We start from the raw sequence: 17,054 nt of genomic DNA on the forward strand, positions 1-17,054 counted from the left end.
ATTAAACCAATATTCAGTCAATTTATACCGTTCCCTATATTTCCACAAAAAAAGAGCATAATCGCTCCCTTTAAGGTTTTAGAATCACCTTTATACAGTTATCTTCCACTTCACTAAATAAGCTTTACTTGCAATTCCCTGATATGTTACAGCCTTCATATCATCATCTCCCTCTGTAAAGTATCATTACAACTAGCATAGATTCTGACTCTATTCTTTCCTTGTCTAATCTGCGGTCTGCACATCATGTTTTTACGCTGCCAAATCGACTGCAAGCATATTCATTTCTACTTAGCATATATTTTGAAAAAGACATTAAGTTGATGATAGGGCGGAGGAATTTTACAGGTGAGTGCAATGATACTTGGCGGTTTTCTATTTTTCAGTGTGAGCATTGGGGGCGCGATTGCCTGGATTTTCTCTAAGCTATTTCAGCATACAACACAAGGATTATCATTATTATGTGGGGGTTTTTTAGTAGGCTTACTTGTGCTAGATATCATCCCATCTTCATTTCAAATCTATCAACCATTCGGTATTATACTGGGTATTTTTATTGGCTATTTCATCTTTCAACTACTAGACACCTTATTTCATGCTTCTCATACACAAAATCCCTCGGTCTCTCTATTAACCCTTGCTATGATTATCCATACAATACCCATTAGTCTCACTGTCGGAAATTTACTTGGAAATGCTGCATTAAGTATTTCTCTCACTGCCTCCATTATTCTTCACCATGTTCCAGAGGGCTTTGCTCTATCTACCGCACTCATCTCTCAGGGCGAAAGGCTATGGAGACTTTTCATTTATTTCTTTATCTTTTCTATTTTCTTTAGTATTTTCATCTGGTTTGGTCAATATTGGGCTTTACCAGACAAAGCACAAGGGATCTTAATGGGCATTTCGATAGGATTGATTGCTACAGCTAGTATTTCTGAATTCATTTTACATCAGCTACAAAAAGTCTCATTTAAAGCATTTTTTATGTATCTCTTTTTAGGTTATTTTCTAAGCTATATTTTCCATATACTTGTTGAATAACAAAGGGATATCTCTGCACTTGAGACACCCCTTTCCTATTTTATTCTTCACTTACTAGCATTAAAGTATGCGTGAGAATCTTACTTCTATTCTTGAATTTGAAGCTACTTGAGCAGATGAACAAACGACAAGCCACATTACATATTTAATTAGATATAAAGACGAATGTGGTCCTAAATCCCATCACTATAGACATACATTAATGGAAATCAAGCTTACAGGAGGTTTCAAATGGTTATCACCCCTGGTATAAAAGATTTGCCTTATCGTATGCAGGTAGATGGTTCGAAGTTTTTCACTTTAATTGCGGAAGAAATAACATGGGAGCTTGTCGATGGGATATTCATTCAGGCTTGGGGCTACAATGGTTCCACTCCTGGACCAACCATTCGTGTTTACCCTGGTGATCGTGTATGTATTCGTGTCATTAATCGACTGCCTGAAAAAACTAGTGTGCATTGGCATGGCTTAATCGTACCGAACACAATGGACGGTGTCCCCCCAATTGAACCATCACCCTTTATTGAACCTGGACATTATTTCGATTATCATTTTACGATTAAAAATCCTCCAGGAACGTATATGTATCATTCCCATGTAAATGTTGCTGTGCAAGATAATGCTGGTCTATTAGGTGGCTTGATCGTTGAAGATCCAAACTTACAAAATACTCATCAGCATAAGGATTATCTATGCCTATTACAAGAATGGGCCGTCGACCAATTGCCTTGGGGGAAGCTTACAAAAGGTACGTATCCGTTAAATTTTATCAAACCGGAATTTAATTTCTTTACGATCAATGGCAAATGCTATCCTTTTACAAAACCATTAGCCGTACATTTCGGTGATACTGTAAACATTCGTTTTGGCAATATTCAAATGCATCACCACCCCATCCATTTACATGGTCACCAATTTCATGTTGTTGGGGCAGACGGTTTTCCTATCGCTAGTCACAAGCAAATTGCCAAGAACACCATTCTTGTGGCCTCTGGTGAAACTTGGGATATATGCTTTACAGCTAATAACCCTGGTATCTGGCCCATCCATTGTCATATGCCACATCACGTAACAAATAACGGCGCGCCTGGTATTGGGGGCATGTTTACCACGGTGAATTACCTCTAAAATGAGGGCAGCTTAAAAGCTGTTCTTTTTTACGTTATATTTCTTTAATAGTGGGTACATACTTGAAAAGGAACTTCGCGCAAAAAACTTTATATTTATATAATATCAGAGGCTTTCATTTGATTTTTATTCAAGGGTAGAAGTAGTATGGAATTGTAACGAAGGATTATCTACATATCCACACTATTATATTAATGTAACAATTCCAAAGGAGGAATTTCGATGAATTATCAAAACATTACAGTTGCAGGTAGTGGTGTATTAGGGAGTCAAATTGCTTATCAATCTGCTTTCAAAGGTTTTAATGTAACCGTTTACGACATTAATGACGAGGCTCTAAAAAATGCGCAAGATCGTATTATAAAATTAAAACCATTTTATCAACAAGACTTAGGTGCAACTCAAGAAGAAGTGGATGCAGCCTATGCACGTCTTTCATTTAATAGTGACTTGGCTCAAGCCGTTGCCAATGCTGATCTTGTTATAGAAGCAATTCCTGAGGTTGTGAGCATCAAAACAGATTTTTACACGAATCTTGGAAAAGTAGCACCAGCAAAAACAATTTTTGCAACAAACTCGTCTACTTTATTACCAAGCCAATTTGCTGAAGCAACTGGCCGTCCTGAGAAATTTTTAGCTCTTCACTTTGCTAATACAATCTGGAAAAACAATACTGCTGAAATAATGAAACACCCCGATACAGATATGAAAGTATTTGATGAAGTTGTTGAATTTGCACGCGCCATCGGCATGGTACCACTACCATTGCACAAAGAGCAACCTGGCTATATTTTAAACTCATTACTAGTGCCGTTTTTAGATGCAGCTGAATCCTTACTTGTAAAAGAAGTGGCTGATCCAGAAACAATCGATAAAACATGGATGATTGGTACAGGCGCTCCACTTGGACCATTTGCTATTCTAGACATCGTTGGCATTAACACTGCCTATAATATTGTCGAAGCGAAAGCAACTGCCACTGGCGATGAAAACATGAAAAAATTAGCCAACCTCTTAAAAACAGAGTATATCGACAAAGGCAAACTTGGTCGCGCAACAGGTGAAGGCTTCTACACATATCCAAACCCAAGCTTTGCTAAACCAGATTTTCTAAAAGCTTAATCGATAAAAAGATGTACATAGTACTTTTTACTATGTGCATCTTTTTTTACTTTCCCAATGTTCGTAGTGACAATCCTATCTTCAGATAAGCCGCGTAAGTTATTCCATCATGCATGTAGGAATGAACTCTGGCAACAACAGTATATGTAATCTGGTGACTACTCGAACACCAGAATAGAAAATCGCCTGGTAGCTTTCACAAGAAAAAGTCCCAAAAACTAGGCGCGTCTTGAAATTTTACTGTTGCAAGCTTTTCTATAATTTTTAATTTAATTTCTTGCTCTAGGTCTTCCCTTTCATGATAGTCTGTATTGTGTAAACAATGTTTAATTTTTGGGATGAAATTCTCGATTATTGTTAGCGTCTCTTCAGTATGTTGATTTTCTAAATTTCCCATAGTTTATTCCTCCCTTTTTCCGAGTGAATGATTGAGTTTATTTAAAGCCTTTCTATGATGATTGGATATATTCTGGGGAGTTGTTTGTAATAGTTGAGCTATCTCTTTTATAGAAAGCTCTTTTACATAAATCATCTCTAAAATTTGAAGCTGTTTTACCGTTAGTTTTTGCAAGGACTTTAAGAGCTGTACATCTTCTATATTGTCCAATAATCCTCCACCAATTAAATGATCTAGACCATTTTCATTGCGTGTATCTTCTATTAGTTCTTTTAGGGTCGTCTCCCCCTCCTCTGATAATCCCTTATCTAATATTAATAAAGACCGATTTTGCAGCCTTCTTCTTTTTTTATCAAAATCTAAACTAAAGAAATAAATTAAATTACTTACATATTTGATCTTCCTAACATTTATATAGTGCGATTGAAAAGATTCATCAACGAGTTTCTTATTCAAATCAGTTGGATATAAGATCGCTTTTTGCACCAAATAAAGATTTTGGGAATCCGACAAAAAGCTTTTAATAATTGGATTGTTAACCTGCTCATTATTTCTATAGAAAAATTCCTCTATTTTTTGTTTATCATTCTTCATTTAATAATCCCTCCTATTATCCGCCTTCTTTCTATATAAAGTGAATGTTGTATCTATATTATAAACCAAAATAAGAACAAGTGTTCTTAAAAAAGATAAAAAAATCACCTTTTATACAAAAAAGGTGATTTAATCCAACTTAGTTAAATTTCTAATATAGCTTTTATTTTTTCTGGCTGATAACCAATAATTCTCTCTACTTTATTATCAGCGACTAATAAAGTAAATGGGATAGCGCTACTATTAAATTGCTTAAACTCCATTAATACGTGCTCTTCATTAATATCCTTATTAATATAAGTAATATTATTTTCCTCTAACCACTCCTTCAACCTAACACAATATTGACATCCATCGCTTGAATATACCGTTATATCATACTTCATCTTAGAGACCTCCTTTTTTCTATAAAGAGGATTACAACATAAGAAATGAAACCATGACAAAATAATATTTTTTTATAGGCAGGTTGTTTTTATTACAGAAGAATCCTCTTTACATAGTACAGTTACAATTTTGGTGATATAGCCAAGCGGTAAGGCAAGGGTCTGCAAAACCTGGATCCTCGGTTCGAATCCGAGTATCACCTTATATTACTAATTTGGAGTAAGAGGGAGGGTGATTTACATTATGACACCAGAAAATGTTCCAATTTGGATTAGCCTAATAGGAAACTTTGGATTCCCTATTGCCATAACAGTCTATCTGTTCATTCGCTTTGAAAGGAAAATAGATAAATTAGAAGCTGTCATCATGGAGTTATCTGAAGTTATAAAATCTCTTAATTACAAGAAAGGAGGGTAATCCACATGGAAATTGAAAAATTAATGGCCTGTTACTGTAAAGCAAGAGAAGTTCAATCATTTTATACAAATTGTTTAGCGAGTGACAGTCTGTCCCCAAAAGAACGCGATTTACTAATAAATCTTATACAAAATACTAGTATTTCTTCTAATTTATTGAGGGAATATTGTCAGATTCATGCTAATGAAATATGATCTATTAACAAAATAAACCCATCAAATAATTTAGGTTAAGAACTACCTAATTTTATTTGATAGGTTTTAATTTTTAATAAGTGATTTAAGCTTCTTTAAATCCAAACGTTCCTATTAAAAATGCTATTAGAAATATTATTAGCAAAATGGAATTGAGGATAATTAAAAGTAATTCTACTACCGCATCTCATACCATACCACTTTTTATACAGTCGAATAACAAGAAATCAACATTTATGGAGCAACTTTTATATTATTATGTAATGTCGATAATAAGGTTTTTTCATAATCTTTAAGTACTGACTATTATAAATAAAAAAAGGCAAAGTTGATTTCAGGCAAGGAATGGTTTATTCGATGTGATGAAAACTGTAAATAACACGTGTGGTATAATTGTAATAAAGTCAAACCTTCATTTACATACAAAGGGGCGGTGCTATTTGCAAAGAAAAATTTTTACGTATTTATCAATAATTTTCTTGTTTTTAACATTTCTTATTGGATTGGCTCCTCAATATATTCTGGGAATTGGCATAACAATTCCATTTATTTTAGGAATTTCAGGACTAATATTTGCTATTTTAGGGATAAAGGGACCCACTCGTATGATTTTAGTTGTCCTTAATTCGTTTATATTAGTAGTGTTTATCGGGATTTATCTAATGGCTTTTTATGGATTTAATAAACCTTAAAAGAAGCAAAGTTTATCTTTAAAAGTCAGAATGATAGGAATTTTATGATAGTCTACAAAGAATAGCTATACTATATCTTCTTATAATAATCCATAGTATTTTTTAGGCTAAATAGATGAAAAGTATATAATTGGATTCTCGGGTCTTGCTTTTTTGTATTTGGTGCTTATGAGCCTTCATTATAATTGCCAAAAAGGCGTAGTTTTTGAGATGTTTTAGTATTGGTTAAAAATAAATGCGCGAATAGGTCCTAAATTATTTTTCAGAACAATATAAAGAAAAAATTGTACTTTTTATTTCTCTCTTAATCATTCTATTCTATTTAATTAAAATAACTATTAATTATAATGCATATTACCTATATTCTAAATGTACTACTTTAATCGTTTTATCAAATTCCATAGATTCGAGCTATTAGCCTCCTTATTCATAACGTAACAAACCATTCAAAAGCATATAATTTCGTTTTATAGGTTTAATTTATATTTCCTGAAAAAAATTTAAAAATGCAGTTTAAATCTCCAGTTGTATTTCACTTTACATAGTAATGAAGCACATCATACTAAATGTTGCTTCAAATACTTTAAAAGGGAGAGAAAACAATGACTGAAAAACAAACTAAATCAGGAATTAAAGAGTTATCGAAAAATGAGGTTAACAATTTAGTTGAAAAAGCATTGGCAAATGAAAGTGTGCAGACGCTTATCAACAACTCACTAAATCATTACCCTGCTATTAAAGCTAAGTATACTGATCTTCGAGCTTTAATAACACAATCATTAGGCGGAGAATTTACTAAAGGAACTACCCCTGTACAAGTTCTTACTTTAGTTATGGAAGAACTTCAGACAGTAATTACTTTTACTGTCGAAAACGCAGAATTTAAAGCTGTTTCGCATTTCCATGGTCATTCAAGTGTTATCGAAGTTACACAATCTGTTGGAGTAAATTTATTCCCAATTGTAACTATTAAGATTAATGGAGAGTATTTCGATTATGAATGGCACACAAACCCATTATATGATGTCAATGAATTACGTTCTTCTACACAAAATAATGAACTTAATCTAATGTGGTCAAATTGTACTATCTGTACTACTGTTTGTGACACTATCCAAGGTTTAGGATGTACCTTAGCTGGTACAGCAGCTTGTATGGTAGCTTGTGCTCCAATCGGTACTGTAGCGTGTCCATTTATTTGTGCAGCTGTTTTTGGATTAGTGTGCCTTAGCGAAAATAAGATCACATGTGGACCAGGTTGTAAATCATTAGGGTTTTGCTAAATAGAAATAACAAGTTATAAAGTTAATATCTCCCCACCAATAATGTTATAATTAAAATAGGAGGGGAGATTCTTGTTAGCCTATAAGAGAATAATTATAATACATTTACTTATTATGTTTTCTAGCATTTTTATTAGTTTTCAGATAAAAGGTATATGGATAGGATTACTTATATTTTTATTGGTGTATGCTTCTCTTTTTTGGTTGTTTATTGGACTACCTTATGCATTTCAAACAAAGTCGAAGTTTTTCGAAAGGTATTGGAATTGGTTAGTAAAAGGTGGGAAAATTGGTCCAAAAAGCTAAAGATTTATTCTTTAATATTGCTTAATAATAGTAACAGAATACTCAATTTTATAAGAGAAATATTAAATTTAATCTACCTCCGAAAATGTTAGACTTTTACTAACATTTCAGGGGTAGATTTTTGTTTAATATTGAGCGAATTTCTCCTTTTTATTTATTATCATCTTCCTTCTAACACTTTATTATTTAAAAGGAGATGACAAAATGAAATATGAAATCATTTTAGAGCGGGTAAAAGTGGTCAAGTTGTTTAAAGTTTTAAATGCAGTTCCTGATAATTTAGATAAGATTCGAGCAAGGGAATTTTGGCAAGAAACAGATCAAGGTTCAGGATCTGTTATTGCTGTATTAGATAGTGGTGTTCAGGTTGACCACCCGAGTTTAAAGGACAATATTATTGATGGCTATAATTTCACAGATGATGATGAAGGTAATCCTTCAATATTTAAAGATTATCTTGGACATGGTACACATGTAGCTGGAATTCTAGCTGCTGTTGATAATGGCAAGGGAATCACAGGTATTGCGCCAAAAAGTAAACTTCTTATATTAAAAGTAATAAATCACAAAGGAAGAGGAAGCTTTGAAAGTTTGATTAAGGCGATTATGTATGCAGTTAATTGGACTGGACCTAATGGAGAAAAAGTAAACATTATTAATATGTCACTTGGCAGCCCAGAACCAAATGAAGAATTGCATAAAGCCATAAAATATGCCCGTTCAAAAGGTATAGTATTAGTTGCAGCAGCGGGAAATGAGGGCGATGGAGAAAGCGCAACTATCGAAATATCATACCCTGGTTTTTACAAGGAAGTAATTCAAGTCGGCTCTATATCTGAAACAGATACGCCTTCAAAATTTTCTAATACGAATGTTAACTTAGATTTTGTAGGGCCTGGTGAAAATATATTATCAACGCATTTAAACAGTGATTATGTAGAATTGACAGGAACCTCTATGGCAGCTCCGTTTGTTGCCGGTGCGGCTGCACTTATCATAAAAATAATCAAACATTGTGAACCCCATTTGATTCCAATGTATGTATTTGACTACTTGTTAACTCATGCTCTTTCATTGGATCATTTCTCCATTAATCAGGTAGGGAATGGTTTTATTCAGTTGAAATAATTTGTGTTAACAATGGCAATTTAATTACTCCCTTTAAAAGGTAAACATCAACAATTTCCTTTTAAGAGGAGTATTTTTCTTGTTTTTAGTTCATTGTACTACTCATTACCATTTTCAGTATAATAAACAGTAAGTGCTGTTGATATTTGAAACCTTAGGTATTTAGCAAAAACTTATTTATTGAAAGGATTTGAATAAGGGATGGATATTCTACTTCCAATAGAAATAGGCTTTTTCGCTAATATGTTAGTATTTGGAATAAGTATACTTGTTATAAAAGATAAAAGAAAAGCATCAAAGCTAACACTTATTTTCTTCGAAATCATTGTTCTTCTGTCGTTGATCATTGGTAGTTGGTCAGAAATGGGCTTATTTGTTATAAGCTTAGGCATATTACTCTTATGTATGTGTTTATATTTATATATTTTTATTGAGCGTACCTTCAGACCTATAGAGTAATGCTTGTAGTCCGCAGAATGCACGAATACCAGCCACCGCTGTAGTATGTCCTGAGACTCTTGAGGCAACAGGCACTGAGGTATTTATTTGTAAGAGCTTTAATCCGAAATGACGGCAGCACTCTTTTTAAAAGTACTGCCGTGTGACTTACCTGTTTATCTGCATACCATATATGTAAGAACAAATATGTAGATGGGGGGATTTTATGGAACTGATTTTGACCATTTTTCTCATGCTAGATATTCCCTACAATTACTTTCACCATTCATTCCCCATTACGATTGAATACTTGGGGATTCTTGGATTTTGGCTAGCACTCCCATTATCGGTCATTATTATCTTGCTAAGTATATGGTTACTTATAAAAAAAGTGGGCATTGTTAGCTCTTTACTTATTCTTTATATTACGGGGATTCTTTTATTCATTGCTTTATTTTCATTGTTCCATTGATACTCATCATAATAAATTGAAGCCTTTGAAGATAGAAACTTCAAAGGCTTTTTAACTTTTTTAGAAATACAGCACCATATAATCCTCATCAAAATATTGCTGTCCTATTTTTAAGGCGTTTCGCTCTGTTCCAAAAACGTGAAAGCCTAACGATGTGTATAATCCCTTTGCTGATTCATTGGAAGACACAACTGTTAAATTAATTTGTTCGACGTCTACTAGTGATTTTGCTTGATTGATGACCTCTACCATTAGTTGTTTTCCAATGCCCAATCCTCGCTTTTTTGGTGAAACATAAACGGCAAAAATGCTCGCTTTATGCTTTAGCTTCATTTTATTTGCTTGCACCAATGTTGCCACACCGAGTAATTCCTCCTGGTCAAATGCACCAAATGTAAATGTTCCTTGTCCTTCGAGCCTACTTGCAAACGACTCAAGTGACAAATCCTTTTCTTCCTCGAAGCTAGAGCCAAAAGCTTCAGGATTTGTTTGCAATCCCTCTAACCTTAAATCTCTATATACCTCAGCATCAGCTGCTGTTAATTGTCTAATTTCCATGCCTTTCCCTCCCATCGTACTTTTCCTATTTATCGGCCATAACGATTAGCATTTAATGTACTTTTCCTATAACAATCCTTAAAATGGAAATAAAGGAGTTGAAAATCTATGAAATCTACTAGTATGGTGAAACATTTTCTTACGTTAGAGGAGCAACGAGCACACTATCTACCAGCTATTCATACGCTTCCACAAGAGGAACTATGGCAGCAAGGACATGAAGGAAAATGGTCCATTGGTGAACACTTTTATCACCTCTATTTGATTCTCAAAATGTTACATACAGCAACCAAATATTCTTTCTTCCTCACACCTTTTGCCAAAATGCGAAGAAACAAGCCCTTCGCTACTGAAATACATGATATTTATGAAGAATATCAATCTAAAAAAGGACAAGGAATGCGAGCACCAGCTATTTTAGTTCCATCTAAGAAACTACGCTTTGCCTTAAATAGTTATGATATCGAGCAATTACTTATCAACGAGACACTTGCTTTGCAAAAATTAGTAAAAGATATAGACGAGGATGTTGCCGGACACATTATCTTTCCAGATCCCATTGCGCATTATCCTAATCTAATTCAAGCTATTCAGTTGTTGGCTATTCATGAGAGACATCATTTTAATATTATGAAAGGGTTAAAATTATATTGAAAGGTACAATTAATGAAGTCAAATAGAGCCAATTTGATTTTATGTCCATCAAAACTGGCTCTGGATTTTTCAGTATAGCAACTTTGTCATGGAAAAATTTCATTAGGAAACGCTACGATCTCTTTGCTCTACAACAACACTTAAAATTCCAAACAATAACAGTAATAAGACGCCCATTAACGTAATATTTGACCATTGTAACCTTGTATCAAAAAGCTGAAAAAAGAAGGTACATACAGGAATAAAACACAGTGACATCATGACTAGAAATACTTCACAATATTGAATACCCTTCTGTAATAAATACATTGGAATCAAAACACCGATGACTGTCATCAGTAAAATCCAACCAATGTTTTCAAGTAAATAAGTAAACATGACATCATATGTAGCGATAAATGATAGCAAAATGATACCATAAAATCTTTTTGCTAAAATCATTGAGCTTGTCCATCCTAATTGACTGAGCCGCTTAGAATAGACTGTACATAATACTGCACCAAGTCCACACAATATGCTTGCCCCGACTCCTAAAATACTTGATTGGTCCCATGTTTGTACAGCCGATTTCCCTGTAAAAATAGCACCAATTAGTAATAAACTAGCTGCAAATATGCCAATTGCAATACCCCACTGTGCATTTATCACTCGTTTTTTCTGCTGTATTGCAAGTAGCAATGCAAACAATGGGCCTAGTCCCATTTCAAGAGAGCTCACTATCGCAGGTTCAATATATTTTAATGCAAAGTAAAACCCCATAAAGGCTAATATGGAAGCACCGTTTAACTTCCATAAAGATGATCGAGCCTCTTTCCAGCAGGGCTCTACCTTTTGCTTACTTGTGATTAATTGAAAGAAGACAGTCGTGAGAAAAAAACTAATGCCTGTGAAAAGAAATGGATGCACCGCTTGTACACGGTTCGAGTAATACACTTGGCTAATAGACGTTAAAATGGCTGACAATAGTAAACTTATTACCCCTATTGCATATAGATTACGTTTATTTTCAACTATAACTCCCATAGATTTCCTCCTGATAGGATGTCTACTCATATGTTTACTATTGCGTCGCTAGAGTAAACTTCTTTACTAGGTTCTCCAAACTGTCCTCTACATGGTGGCAGTCGACGAAGAATACCTTCACTTCGGTACTTTGGTCACCTTCATTTGTGTTGAAGTAGATTTCTTTCATTTGTTCAACCTCAGTATTCAATGGATAGATAAGCCAAATTTCTTTAGCGTGATATTTTTTAGCGTAAGCATACATTTGATACATATCTGCCTGTGTAATTCCATAGTTATTGTGTGGCGTATTACTTAGCATTTTCCATTTTGTATCTAAAACAATTTTGCCAGCGCCATTAGTTAACACTATATCTGGTCGTAATGCAAATTTTCCTTGAAATAAATGATAGCCTTTATCCTGTAATTGCACCTGCCATGCTGAATTACTTAGTAGCTTTTTCAGATGAAAGCCAATATAAGACTCAAAAACTTTTTCCATTGGGAATAATAATGCTTTTCTAAATGAATTTCCCGAAAAAGTTGTAAAGCTTTCATCATTTAAAAAAATGTTAGACCATTGCATAATCGTTTCATAATCTTTTGAGTTACGATCAATCTTTACCTTTGAAAAGTCTTTGCTGTAGTTTTTTGATTGCTCAATCAGTTCAAAGTGTACGAGCAGTTTACGAATTTCGTTTATATTGTCATTACTTGTTGATTGTTTTAGCAATTTAAGTAATGTAGCCTTGATTAAGCGGTTTTCGGCCCGATTCATCCCAAACTCATCGTAGCGTGTATAGAAACGTTCTCTATGAACAAGGTTATATTTTAATTGCTGTGAAAATACCATTTTACCTTTGTATACATTTAAGTTATCTTCCATCGCATAATAGGATGATTTAAGCCCCTTTTTAATCAGTTTTTGCACTTCTTGAATGTACAATCGAATGAAAATTTCCAATAATGTCATACGATCTGTCCGAAGGCTAGTCTCATTAAATGTTTTGCTAGGAAATTCTTGTAGCGATTTAAGCATTTTCACAAATGTTTTTTTAGGGTCAATGGCTGTTTTCCCATATATTTTTGGCAAAATTTGAATTTGTGTACCATTCTTCAATTGCACAATACCAACATAATTTTTTGCACGAATGACCTTTCCAACATGTCGCTTTGTGGAAACAGAGAAAAAATCGTATGCCTCAACATCTTCCATTTCATTGCAGTGCAAAATCATATTTTCAAGCTGCTCGAAAGAATCCTTATCTAAGTATATATACTCATCTTTATAAGCTTTATTGCATGTCAGGATATCGTATTCCTTCATTTCAATTAACCTCTTCATTCTCGACCCTTCCATATATCCCGATATAGCTTGATGGTTCCTCGAATGCACTTGCTTGAAGATGGTATTTTGTTTCTGGGAGGTCTATATCAATGTCTCGACCAAATAATCCTTTTATACTTAATTTCTCATCCAAAATAAATCGATATTGCTGTGGTTTTAAATGATCTCCTAACACTAACTGAATCTTACTATAATCTTCATAAAAATATTCTTGGAGAAGCGGAATAATCGCATTCTTAAAAATAGTAGCTAGATTTTCTAATGAATTGTCTTCTTTTAAGCTCATAAAATATGCATGACCAATAGTATGTTCACGATCATATAGCGCTTCAATACGAGCGTTCATGACTTCCATTAGACGTTGAATATGGATATTTCCTACTTTTATATCAGCTACTGCATTCAAATTTGGCAGCATTTCAATAAAGTCAAAGCGTCTTCTAAGTGCTGTATCCATCAGGGCAATCGAACGATCGGCTGTATTCATAGTTCCCAGTAAATAGACATTTTGAGGTACCCCGAAATCCTTTTTAGAATAGGGAAGCTTTACATGCATTTCTTCTTGCGCCCCAATTCGTTTTGTCGGCTCAATTAATGTAATAAGTTCACCAAAAATCTTCGATATATTGCCTCGATTAATTTCATCGATAATAAAGACATAATTATTAGTGTTTTCTTCCACATCGATTTGATCATTTTGCGAGTATTTTAAAATTAAATTATTTACATCATTAATCGATAGTCTCCAAAGCTCATAAATGGTTTGCTGCACTAAGTTCGTTTTGCCATTTAGCTCATAAATATTTTCATAGATATCCGTGGCTATCCATTCTACTTCTCGACTCCTTTTAAAATCTTCCTCAGCCTCTAACCATTCTGGCTCTCCCGTGACAATGCCAATTGCATCAATATGCTTTTGATCACCTAAAGAAAAGACAATATCTCCAACACTCATTCCCTCATAGAAATAGTACAAGGTATCTGAAGGATAGTCCCCATCCTCAATAAAGTCAGTACCTTCCTCATCCCAGCCTATACGAATTTGATTGTCCTTAAAGCATTCCTCTTTCAGCCAATTATTCCCACTTCCTCCTAGAGAAATCTTCCAAACTTTTTTATTTCCTTCCATCACCTGATTATGAGCAGTTAATTTTAATTGCTGCGCTTGCTCACAAAATTCTTTAAACACCCCTGATTCAATTTTGTATTGAATGCTCTCTTCTGCTTCATCGTTTAAAACAGGCTTGATTCCCTCAATAAACTCTTCATATCCATATGATTGATGAAAAGTAACGAATCGAATCTGACCTTGCTTTTTATACGCAAGATAACGTTCAAAAACGTCTTGATACGCTTCTGCACAAATCGCCATAAAGTCTTTATTCTCAATAATACTAACCGCGTAGTTCACTGTATTATACGTTTTCCCTGTTCCTGGTGGACCGTACAGGATTGTATTGATATTACATTTATTCATTTTTGGGGAATCCTCCTCTAAACTTCATATTTCTAGCAACTCTGATTGGTAAGCTTGTATTGCTTAGGTATCTTCTATCAAGAAATTTATTCCCATCATAATACCATAAATTCATACAAATATTACTAGTTATTTTATAAAAATAACCAACTTATCTACTAAGATCATCCTATATTATTTAATTTTTCTACAACAAAAAAATCCGTAAAGGTCACTATAAAACTGACATTTACGAATTTTTTATTACTCTTTTACATCAGCATGCGTAAAAACTTTTCAAAATGCACGCCTGCCTCACGGGGTACTTGCTCCTTCGAAGTAGCTTCAATTGCAGCGGCTAAAAATGTTTCCGCTAGTTTCATTGACTCCATTAAATCTTGTCCACGCATCATGCCGCCCATCATGATGGATGCGAACAGGTCGCCTGTACCTGAATAGCTCTCACCATTATAGTTGCGGATACTATGAAAAGACCGCTCAGAATCGACAAACATATTCCCTACATAACGCTTGTCCGCATCTGCTGCTGGTGGATTCAAACCCGTAATAATGACGTTTGATCCAGTTGTTTGCTGTAGCTGCTGACCTGCCTCTTCAAGGGCATGAATATAATCTAATTCATTTTGATAGCTCTGTAGCCTCTCATAGGATAAACCTGTAAGCAAGCAACATTCCGTAACATTTGGCGTAATAATATCCGCACACTTTACTAACGCTCTCATACGATCAAGCAATTCACCCGTAAACATTTTATAGACTTCACCATGATCACCCATCACTGGATCAACAAGCAATGTCGTCTTCTTTGAGTGAAACACGTCTAAAAAGCGAAATATATTATCGATTTGCTCCTTACCTGTAACAAAGCCTGTGTGAATACCATCAAAGGTAGCTCCAAGCTTGCTCCACTCATCTATAAAAGAGTCCATCTTTGATGTTAAATCTTCGCAATAAAAGCTCGAATACCCCGTTTGTGCCGTTAAAATAGCTGTAGGTAGTGGCACAGCCTGTACACCCATCACAGACAGCACAGGCATCGCAGCCGTTAACGAGCACTTTCCAAAGGACGACATATCTTGAATTACCGCAACTTTTTTCATCATTCATTCCACCTAACTCATCCTGCTTTTACTCTCCTCATCGTATCATAATTAGATAAATGCGAAAATAACCTCGAACTGACCCTTAATTTTTTTATAAAATTGACACTTTTACAACAGTCAGTCCTTTGCTAAAGTAAAAATCATCAAAATATTCATCATAGTGAGGAAGAGACAAATGCAAAATATACAAAGGCCAACATCCTATACAAAATCACGCACCAAAACATTTGATTTAGTCATTACAGCCATTTTAGCAGCACTTGTTTTTGTTGCTACAATGTTTATCAATCTTAAGCTACCGATCGGGCAAGGTGGACTTATCCACTTAGGAACATCCATGCTGTTTATTTCTGCTATTTTATTCGGACCTAAAAAAGGTGCACTTGCTGGAGCCATTGGAATGGGCTTATTCGATATCGTAGGTGGCTGGTTAATTTGGGCACCCACGACTATTATTTCACGCGCATTACAAGGCTTCATTGTCGGTAAAATTGCTTGGTCAAAAGGACATAAAGGTGATAATCTTGGGCTGAATATTTTAGGAGCAGTAGTATCAATGCCCGTGATGATTGCTGTTTACTATGTTGGGCAAGCCATTATGTTCAACAGCTGGATTGCCCCGATGGCATCCATTCCAGGAGACGTCATTCAAAACATCGTAGGCTTAGTTATCGCCATCCCAGTATGTGTTGTACTGAAAAAAACACCATACTTCAAAAAGAATTTTTAATGAAAAAACGCCATCTTGCTGTTTTACACAGTACAGTTGGCGTTTTTTATGGAGTGCTATGCAGAAACAATGAATTTCAAGATAAAGCGAAACTAGCCTTGATCTTTTTCATACTATAGGGTGGAGGTGTAAAAATGCCAAGAGTAAAATACCGTGATGCAGACGTTGCTTTAATGGCAAGGATGATGAGAGCGGAAGCTGAGGGTGAAGGAAAACAAGGCATGCTTTACGTGGGCAATGTCATTGTGAATCGTGCAGTAGCATCTTGTTTAGACTTCAACGATGTTAGAACGATTGAGCAGGTTATTTACCAGGTTCAAGGTGGAAATTATTCTTTCGAAGCCGTTCAAAAAGGCAATATGTTTTACCAACGAGCGAGAGAAACGGAAAAAAGATTAGCGAAACAGAACTTAGATTTCTGGCGAGATCATCCAGCAAAATACGCACTTTGGTACTTCAATCCATATGCCCCATGTCCCCCAACATGGTACGGCCAGCCGTTTACAGGGCAATTTAAAAATCATTGCTTCTATGAACCCGCTCCAGATACTTGTGCTAGTGTATATATGGGATAGTTAGT

At 34.7% G+C, this 17,054-nt stretch carries 20 protein-coding genes and 1 tRNA gene; 13 read left to right on the top strand and 8 right to left on the bottom strand.

The window, feature by feature from the left end; translation table 11 throughout:
- The first annotated feature begins 357 nt into the window (after positions 1–357).
- The 3 genes from JTI58_RS03830 to JTI58_RS03840 all read left to right on the top strand — a co-directional run bounded on the left by JTI58_RS03830 (position 358) and on the right by JTI58_RS03840 (position 3,294).
- Positions 358–1,044, top strand: coding sequence for a ZIP family metal transporter (locus JTI58_RS03830; RefSeq protein WP_243456400.1), 687 nt, complete (start codon positions 358–360; stop codon positions 1,042–1,044).
- Positions 1,045–1,275: 231 nt separating this feature from the next.
- A complete protein-coding gene (locus JTI58_RS03835) occupies positions 1,276–2,172 on the top strand; it encodes a copper oxidase (RefSeq protein WP_205445332.1) in 897 nt (298 codons plus the stop codon).
- Positions 2,173–2,394: 222 nt separating this feature from the next.
- The gene (locus JTI58_RS03840) at positions 2,395–3,294 is read left to right on the top strand and encodes a 3-hydroxyacyl-CoA dehydrogenase (RefSeq protein WP_205445334.1); all 900 of its coding nucleotides are present in this window, start codon (positions 2,395–2,397) and stop codon (positions 3,292–3,294) included.
- Between the two features lie 196 nt (positions 3,295–3,490).
- Here JTI58_RS03840 and JTI58_RS03845 read toward each other — a convergent pair whose 3' ends face one another.
- The 3 genes from JTI58_RS03845 to JTI58_RS03855 form a co-directional block, all read right to left on the bottom strand.
- On the bottom strand, positions 3,491–3,691 hold the full coding sequence (locus JTI58_RS03845) for a hypothetical protein (protein ID WP_205445336.1): 201 nt from the start codon (positions 3,689–3,691) through the stop codon (positions 3,491–3,493).
- Positions 3,692–3,694: 3 nt separating this feature from the next.
- Positions 3,695–4,285 carry a sigma-70 family RNA polymerase sigma factor gene (locus JTI58_RS03850; protein WP_205445337.1) on the bottom strand — a complete coding sequence of 197 codons (591 nt, stop codon included), beginning with the start codon at positions 4,283–4,285 and terminating at the stop codon, positions 3,695–3,697.
- 143 nt (positions 4,286–4,428) lie between these two features.
- A complete protein-coding gene (locus tag JTI58_RS03855; protein WP_205445338.1) occupies positions 4,429–4,671 on the bottom strand; it encodes a glutaredoxin family protein in 243 nt (80 codons plus the stop codon).
- Between the two features lie 132 nt (positions 4,672–4,803).
- Here JTI58_RS03855 and JTI58_RS03860 point away from each other — a divergent pair.
- From JTI58_RS03860 to JTI58_RS03890, 7 genes are all read left to right on the top strand, one after another.
- Positions 4,804–4,874 (top strand) — tRNA-Cys (locus JTI58_RS03860).
- Between the two features lie 41 nt (positions 4,875–4,915).
- Positions 4,916–5,089: a YvrJ family protein gene (locus JTI58_RS03865; RefSeq protein WP_016993736.1), complete on the top strand. Its 174-nt coding sequence runs from the start codon at positions 4,916–4,918 to the stop codon at positions 5,087–5,089.
- Between the two features lie 5 nt (positions 5,090–5,094).
- Positions 5,095–5,283: a hypothetical protein gene (locus JTI58_RS03870; RefSeq protein ID WP_202342581.1), complete on the top strand. Its 189-nt coding sequence runs from the start codon at positions 5,095–5,097 to the stop codon at positions 5,281–5,283.
- A 440-nt stretch (positions 5,284–5,723) separates the two neighbouring features.
- Positions 5,724–5,975 carry a hypothetical protein gene (locus JTI58_RS03875; RefSeq protein ID WP_016993735.1) on the top strand — a complete coding sequence of 84 codons (252 nt, stop codon included), beginning with the start codon at positions 5,724–5,726 and terminating at the stop codon, positions 5,973–5,975.
- A gap of 602 nt (positions 5,976–6,577) precedes the next feature.
- A complete protein-coding gene (locus tag JTI58_RS03880; RefSeq protein WP_016993734.1) occupies positions 6,578–7,258 on the top strand; it encodes a hypothetical protein in 681 nt (226 codons plus the stop codon).
- Between the two features lie 510 nt (positions 7,259–7,768).
- Positions 7,769–8,692 (top strand): S8 family peptidase, encoded by a 924-nt coding sequence (locus tag JTI58_RS03885; protein WP_205445340.1) that lies wholly within the window; start codon positions 7,769–7,771, stop codon positions 8,690–8,692.
- A 664-nt stretch (positions 8,693–9,356) separates the two neighbouring features.
- Complete coding sequence (locus JTI58_RS03890) at positions 9,357–9,602, top strand: hypothetical protein (RefSeq protein WP_205445342.1); 246 nt, start codon at positions 9,357–9,359, stop codon at positions 9,600–9,602.
- 60 nt (positions 9,603–9,662) lie between these two features.
- On the opposite strand, the gene JTI58_RS03895 is transcribed toward JTI58_RS03890, so the two are convergent.
- Positions 9,663–10,160, bottom strand: coding sequence for a GNAT family N-acetyltransferase (locus tag JTI58_RS03895; RefSeq protein WP_205445343.1), 498 nt, complete (start codon positions 10,158–10,160; stop codon positions 9,663–9,665).
- A 108-nt stretch (positions 10,161–10,268) separates the two neighbouring features.
- Here JTI58_RS03895 and JTI58_RS03900 point away from each other — a divergent pair, with 108 nt between their 5' ends.
- Complete coding sequence (locus JTI58_RS03900) at positions 10,269–10,814, top strand: DinB family protein (protein WP_205445345.1); 546 nt, start codon at positions 10,269–10,271, stop codon at positions 10,812–10,814.
- A 102-nt stretch (positions 10,815–10,916) separates the two neighbouring features.
- Here the strand turns inward: JTI58_RS03900 and JTI58_RS03905 are convergent, their stop codons facing one another.
- From JTI58_RS03905 to JTI58_RS03920, 4 genes are all read right to left on the bottom strand, one after another.
- A complete protein-coding gene (locus JTI58_RS03905) occupies positions 10,917–11,837 on the bottom strand; it encodes a DMT family transporter (protein ID WP_205445346.1) in 921 nt (306 codons plus the stop codon).
- A 37-nt stretch (positions 11,838–11,874) separates the two neighbouring features.
- Positions 11,875–13,161, bottom strand: a complete 1,287-nt coding sequence (locus JTI58_RS03910; protein ID WP_205445348.1) for an McrC family protein — start codon at positions 13,159–13,161, stop codon at positions 11,875–11,877.
- On the bottom strand, positions 13,145–14,641 hold the full coding sequence (locus JTI58_RS25020) for an McrB family protein (protein WP_205445350.1): 1,497 nt from the start codon (positions 14,639–14,641) through the stop codon (positions 13,145–13,147). The genes JTI58_RS03910 and JTI58_RS25020 overlap by 17 nt, the downstream gene beginning before the upstream one ends.
- 251 nt (positions 14,642–14,892) lie before the next feature.
- The gene (locus JTI58_RS03920; RefSeq protein WP_205447096.1) at positions 14,893–15,741 is read right to left on the bottom strand and encodes a pyridoxamine kinase; all 849 of its coding nucleotides are present in this window, start codon (positions 15,739–15,741) and stop codon (positions 14,893–14,895) included.
- A 178-nt stretch (positions 15,742–15,919) separates the two neighbouring features.
- Between JTI58_RS03920 and JTI58_RS03925 the strand changes: the two genes are divergently transcribed.
- Together JTI58_RS03925 and JTI58_RS03930 are read left to right on the top strand one after the other, a co-directional pair.
- Positions 15,920–16,474: an ECF transporter S component gene (locus JTI58_RS03925; protein ID WP_036078698.1), complete on the top strand. Its 555-nt coding sequence runs from the start codon at positions 15,920–15,922 to the stop codon at positions 16,472–16,474.
- Between the two features lie 134 nt (positions 16,475–16,608).
- A complete protein-coding gene (locus JTI58_RS03930) occupies positions 16,609–17,049 on the top strand; it encodes a cell wall hydrolase (RefSeq protein WP_205445351.1) in 441 nt (146 codons plus the stop codon).
- Positions 17,050–17,054 lie beyond the last annotated feature (5 nt).

It is taken from the genome of Lysinibacillus fusiformis (assembly GCF_016925635.1).
Lineage (GTDB): Bacteria > Bacillota > Bacilli > Bacillales_A > Planococcaceae > Lysinibacillus > Lysinibacillus fusiformis_F.

Excerpts from the sequence above, each read along its gene's own strand:
- JTI58_RS03905 (WP_205445346.1), bottom strand. The coding sequence starts at position 11,837 with ATGGGAGTTATAGTTGAAAATAAACGTAATCTATATGCAATAGGGGTA.
- JTI58_RS03925 (WP_036078698.1), top strand. The coding sequence starts at position 15,920 with ATGCAAAATATACAAAGGCCAACATCCTATACAAAATCACGCACCAAA.
- JTI58_RS03910 (WP_205445348.1), bottom strand. The coding sequence starts at position 13,161 with ATGAAGAGGTTAATTGAAATGAAGGAATACGATATCCTGACATGCAAT.
- JTI58_RS03855 (WP_205445338.1), bottom strand. The coding sequence starts at position 4,671 with ATGAAGTATGATATAACGGTATATTCAAGCGATGGATGTCAATATTGT.
- JTI58_RS25020 (WP_205445350.1), bottom strand. The coding sequence starts at position 14,641 with ATGAATAAATGTAATATCAATACAATCCTGTACGGTCCACCAGGAACA.
- JTI58_RS03885 (WP_205445340.1), top strand. The coding sequence starts at position 7,769 with ATGAAATATGAAATCATTTTAGAGCGGGTAAAAGTGGTCAAGTTGTTT.
- JTI58_RS03840 (WP_205445334.1), top strand. The coding sequence starts at position 2,395 with ATGAATTATCAAAACATTACAGTTGCAGGTAGTGGTGTATTAGGGAGT.
- JTI58_RS03850 (WP_205445337.1), bottom strand. The coding sequence starts at position 4,285 with ATGAAGAATGATAAACAAAAAATAGAGGAATTTTTCTATAGAAATAAT.
- JTI58_RS03920 (WP_205447096.1), bottom strand. The coding sequence starts at position 15,741 with ATGAAAAAAGTTGCGGTAATTCAAGATATGTCGTCCTTTGGAAAGTGC.
- JTI58_RS03830 (WP_243456400.1), top strand. The coding sequence starts at position 358 with ATGATACTTGGCGGTTTTCTATTTTTCAGTGTGAGCATTGGGGGCGCG.
- JTI58_RS03890 (WP_205445342.1), top strand. The coding sequence starts at position 9,357 with ATGGAACTGATTTTGACCATTTTTCTCATGCTAGATATTCCCTACAAT.
- JTI58_RS03880 (WP_016993734.1), top strand. The coding sequence starts at position 6,578 with ATGACTGAAAAACAAACTAAATCAGGAATTAAAGAGTTATCGAAAAAT.
- JTI58_RS03865 (WP_016993736.1), top strand. The coding sequence starts at position 4,916 with ATGACACCAGAAAATGTTCCAATTTGGATTAGCCTAATAGGAAACTTT.
- JTI58_RS03845 (WP_205445336.1), bottom strand. The coding sequence starts at position 3,691 with ATGGGAAATTTAGAAAATCAACATACTGAAGAGACGCTAACAATAATC.
- JTI58_RS03895 (WP_205445343.1), bottom strand. The coding sequence starts at position 10,160 with ATGGAAATTAGACAATTAACAGCAGCTGATGCTGAGGTATATAGAGAT.
- JTI58_RS03900 (WP_205445345.1), top strand. The coding sequence starts at position 10,269 with ATGAAATCTACTAGTATGGTGAAACATTTTCTTACGTTAGAGGAGCAA.
- JTI58_RS03930 (WP_205445351.1), top strand. The coding sequence starts at position 16,609 with ATGCCAAGAGTAAAATACCGTGATGCAGACGTTGCTTTAATGGCAAGG.
- JTI58_RS03870 (WP_202342581.1), top strand. The coding sequence starts at position 5,095 with ATGGAAATTGAAAAATTAATGGCCTGTTACTGTAAAGCAAGAGAAGTT.
- JTI58_RS03835 (WP_205445332.1), top strand. The coding sequence starts at position 1,276 with ATGGTTATCACCCCTGGTATAAAAGATTTGCCTTATCGTATGCAGGTA.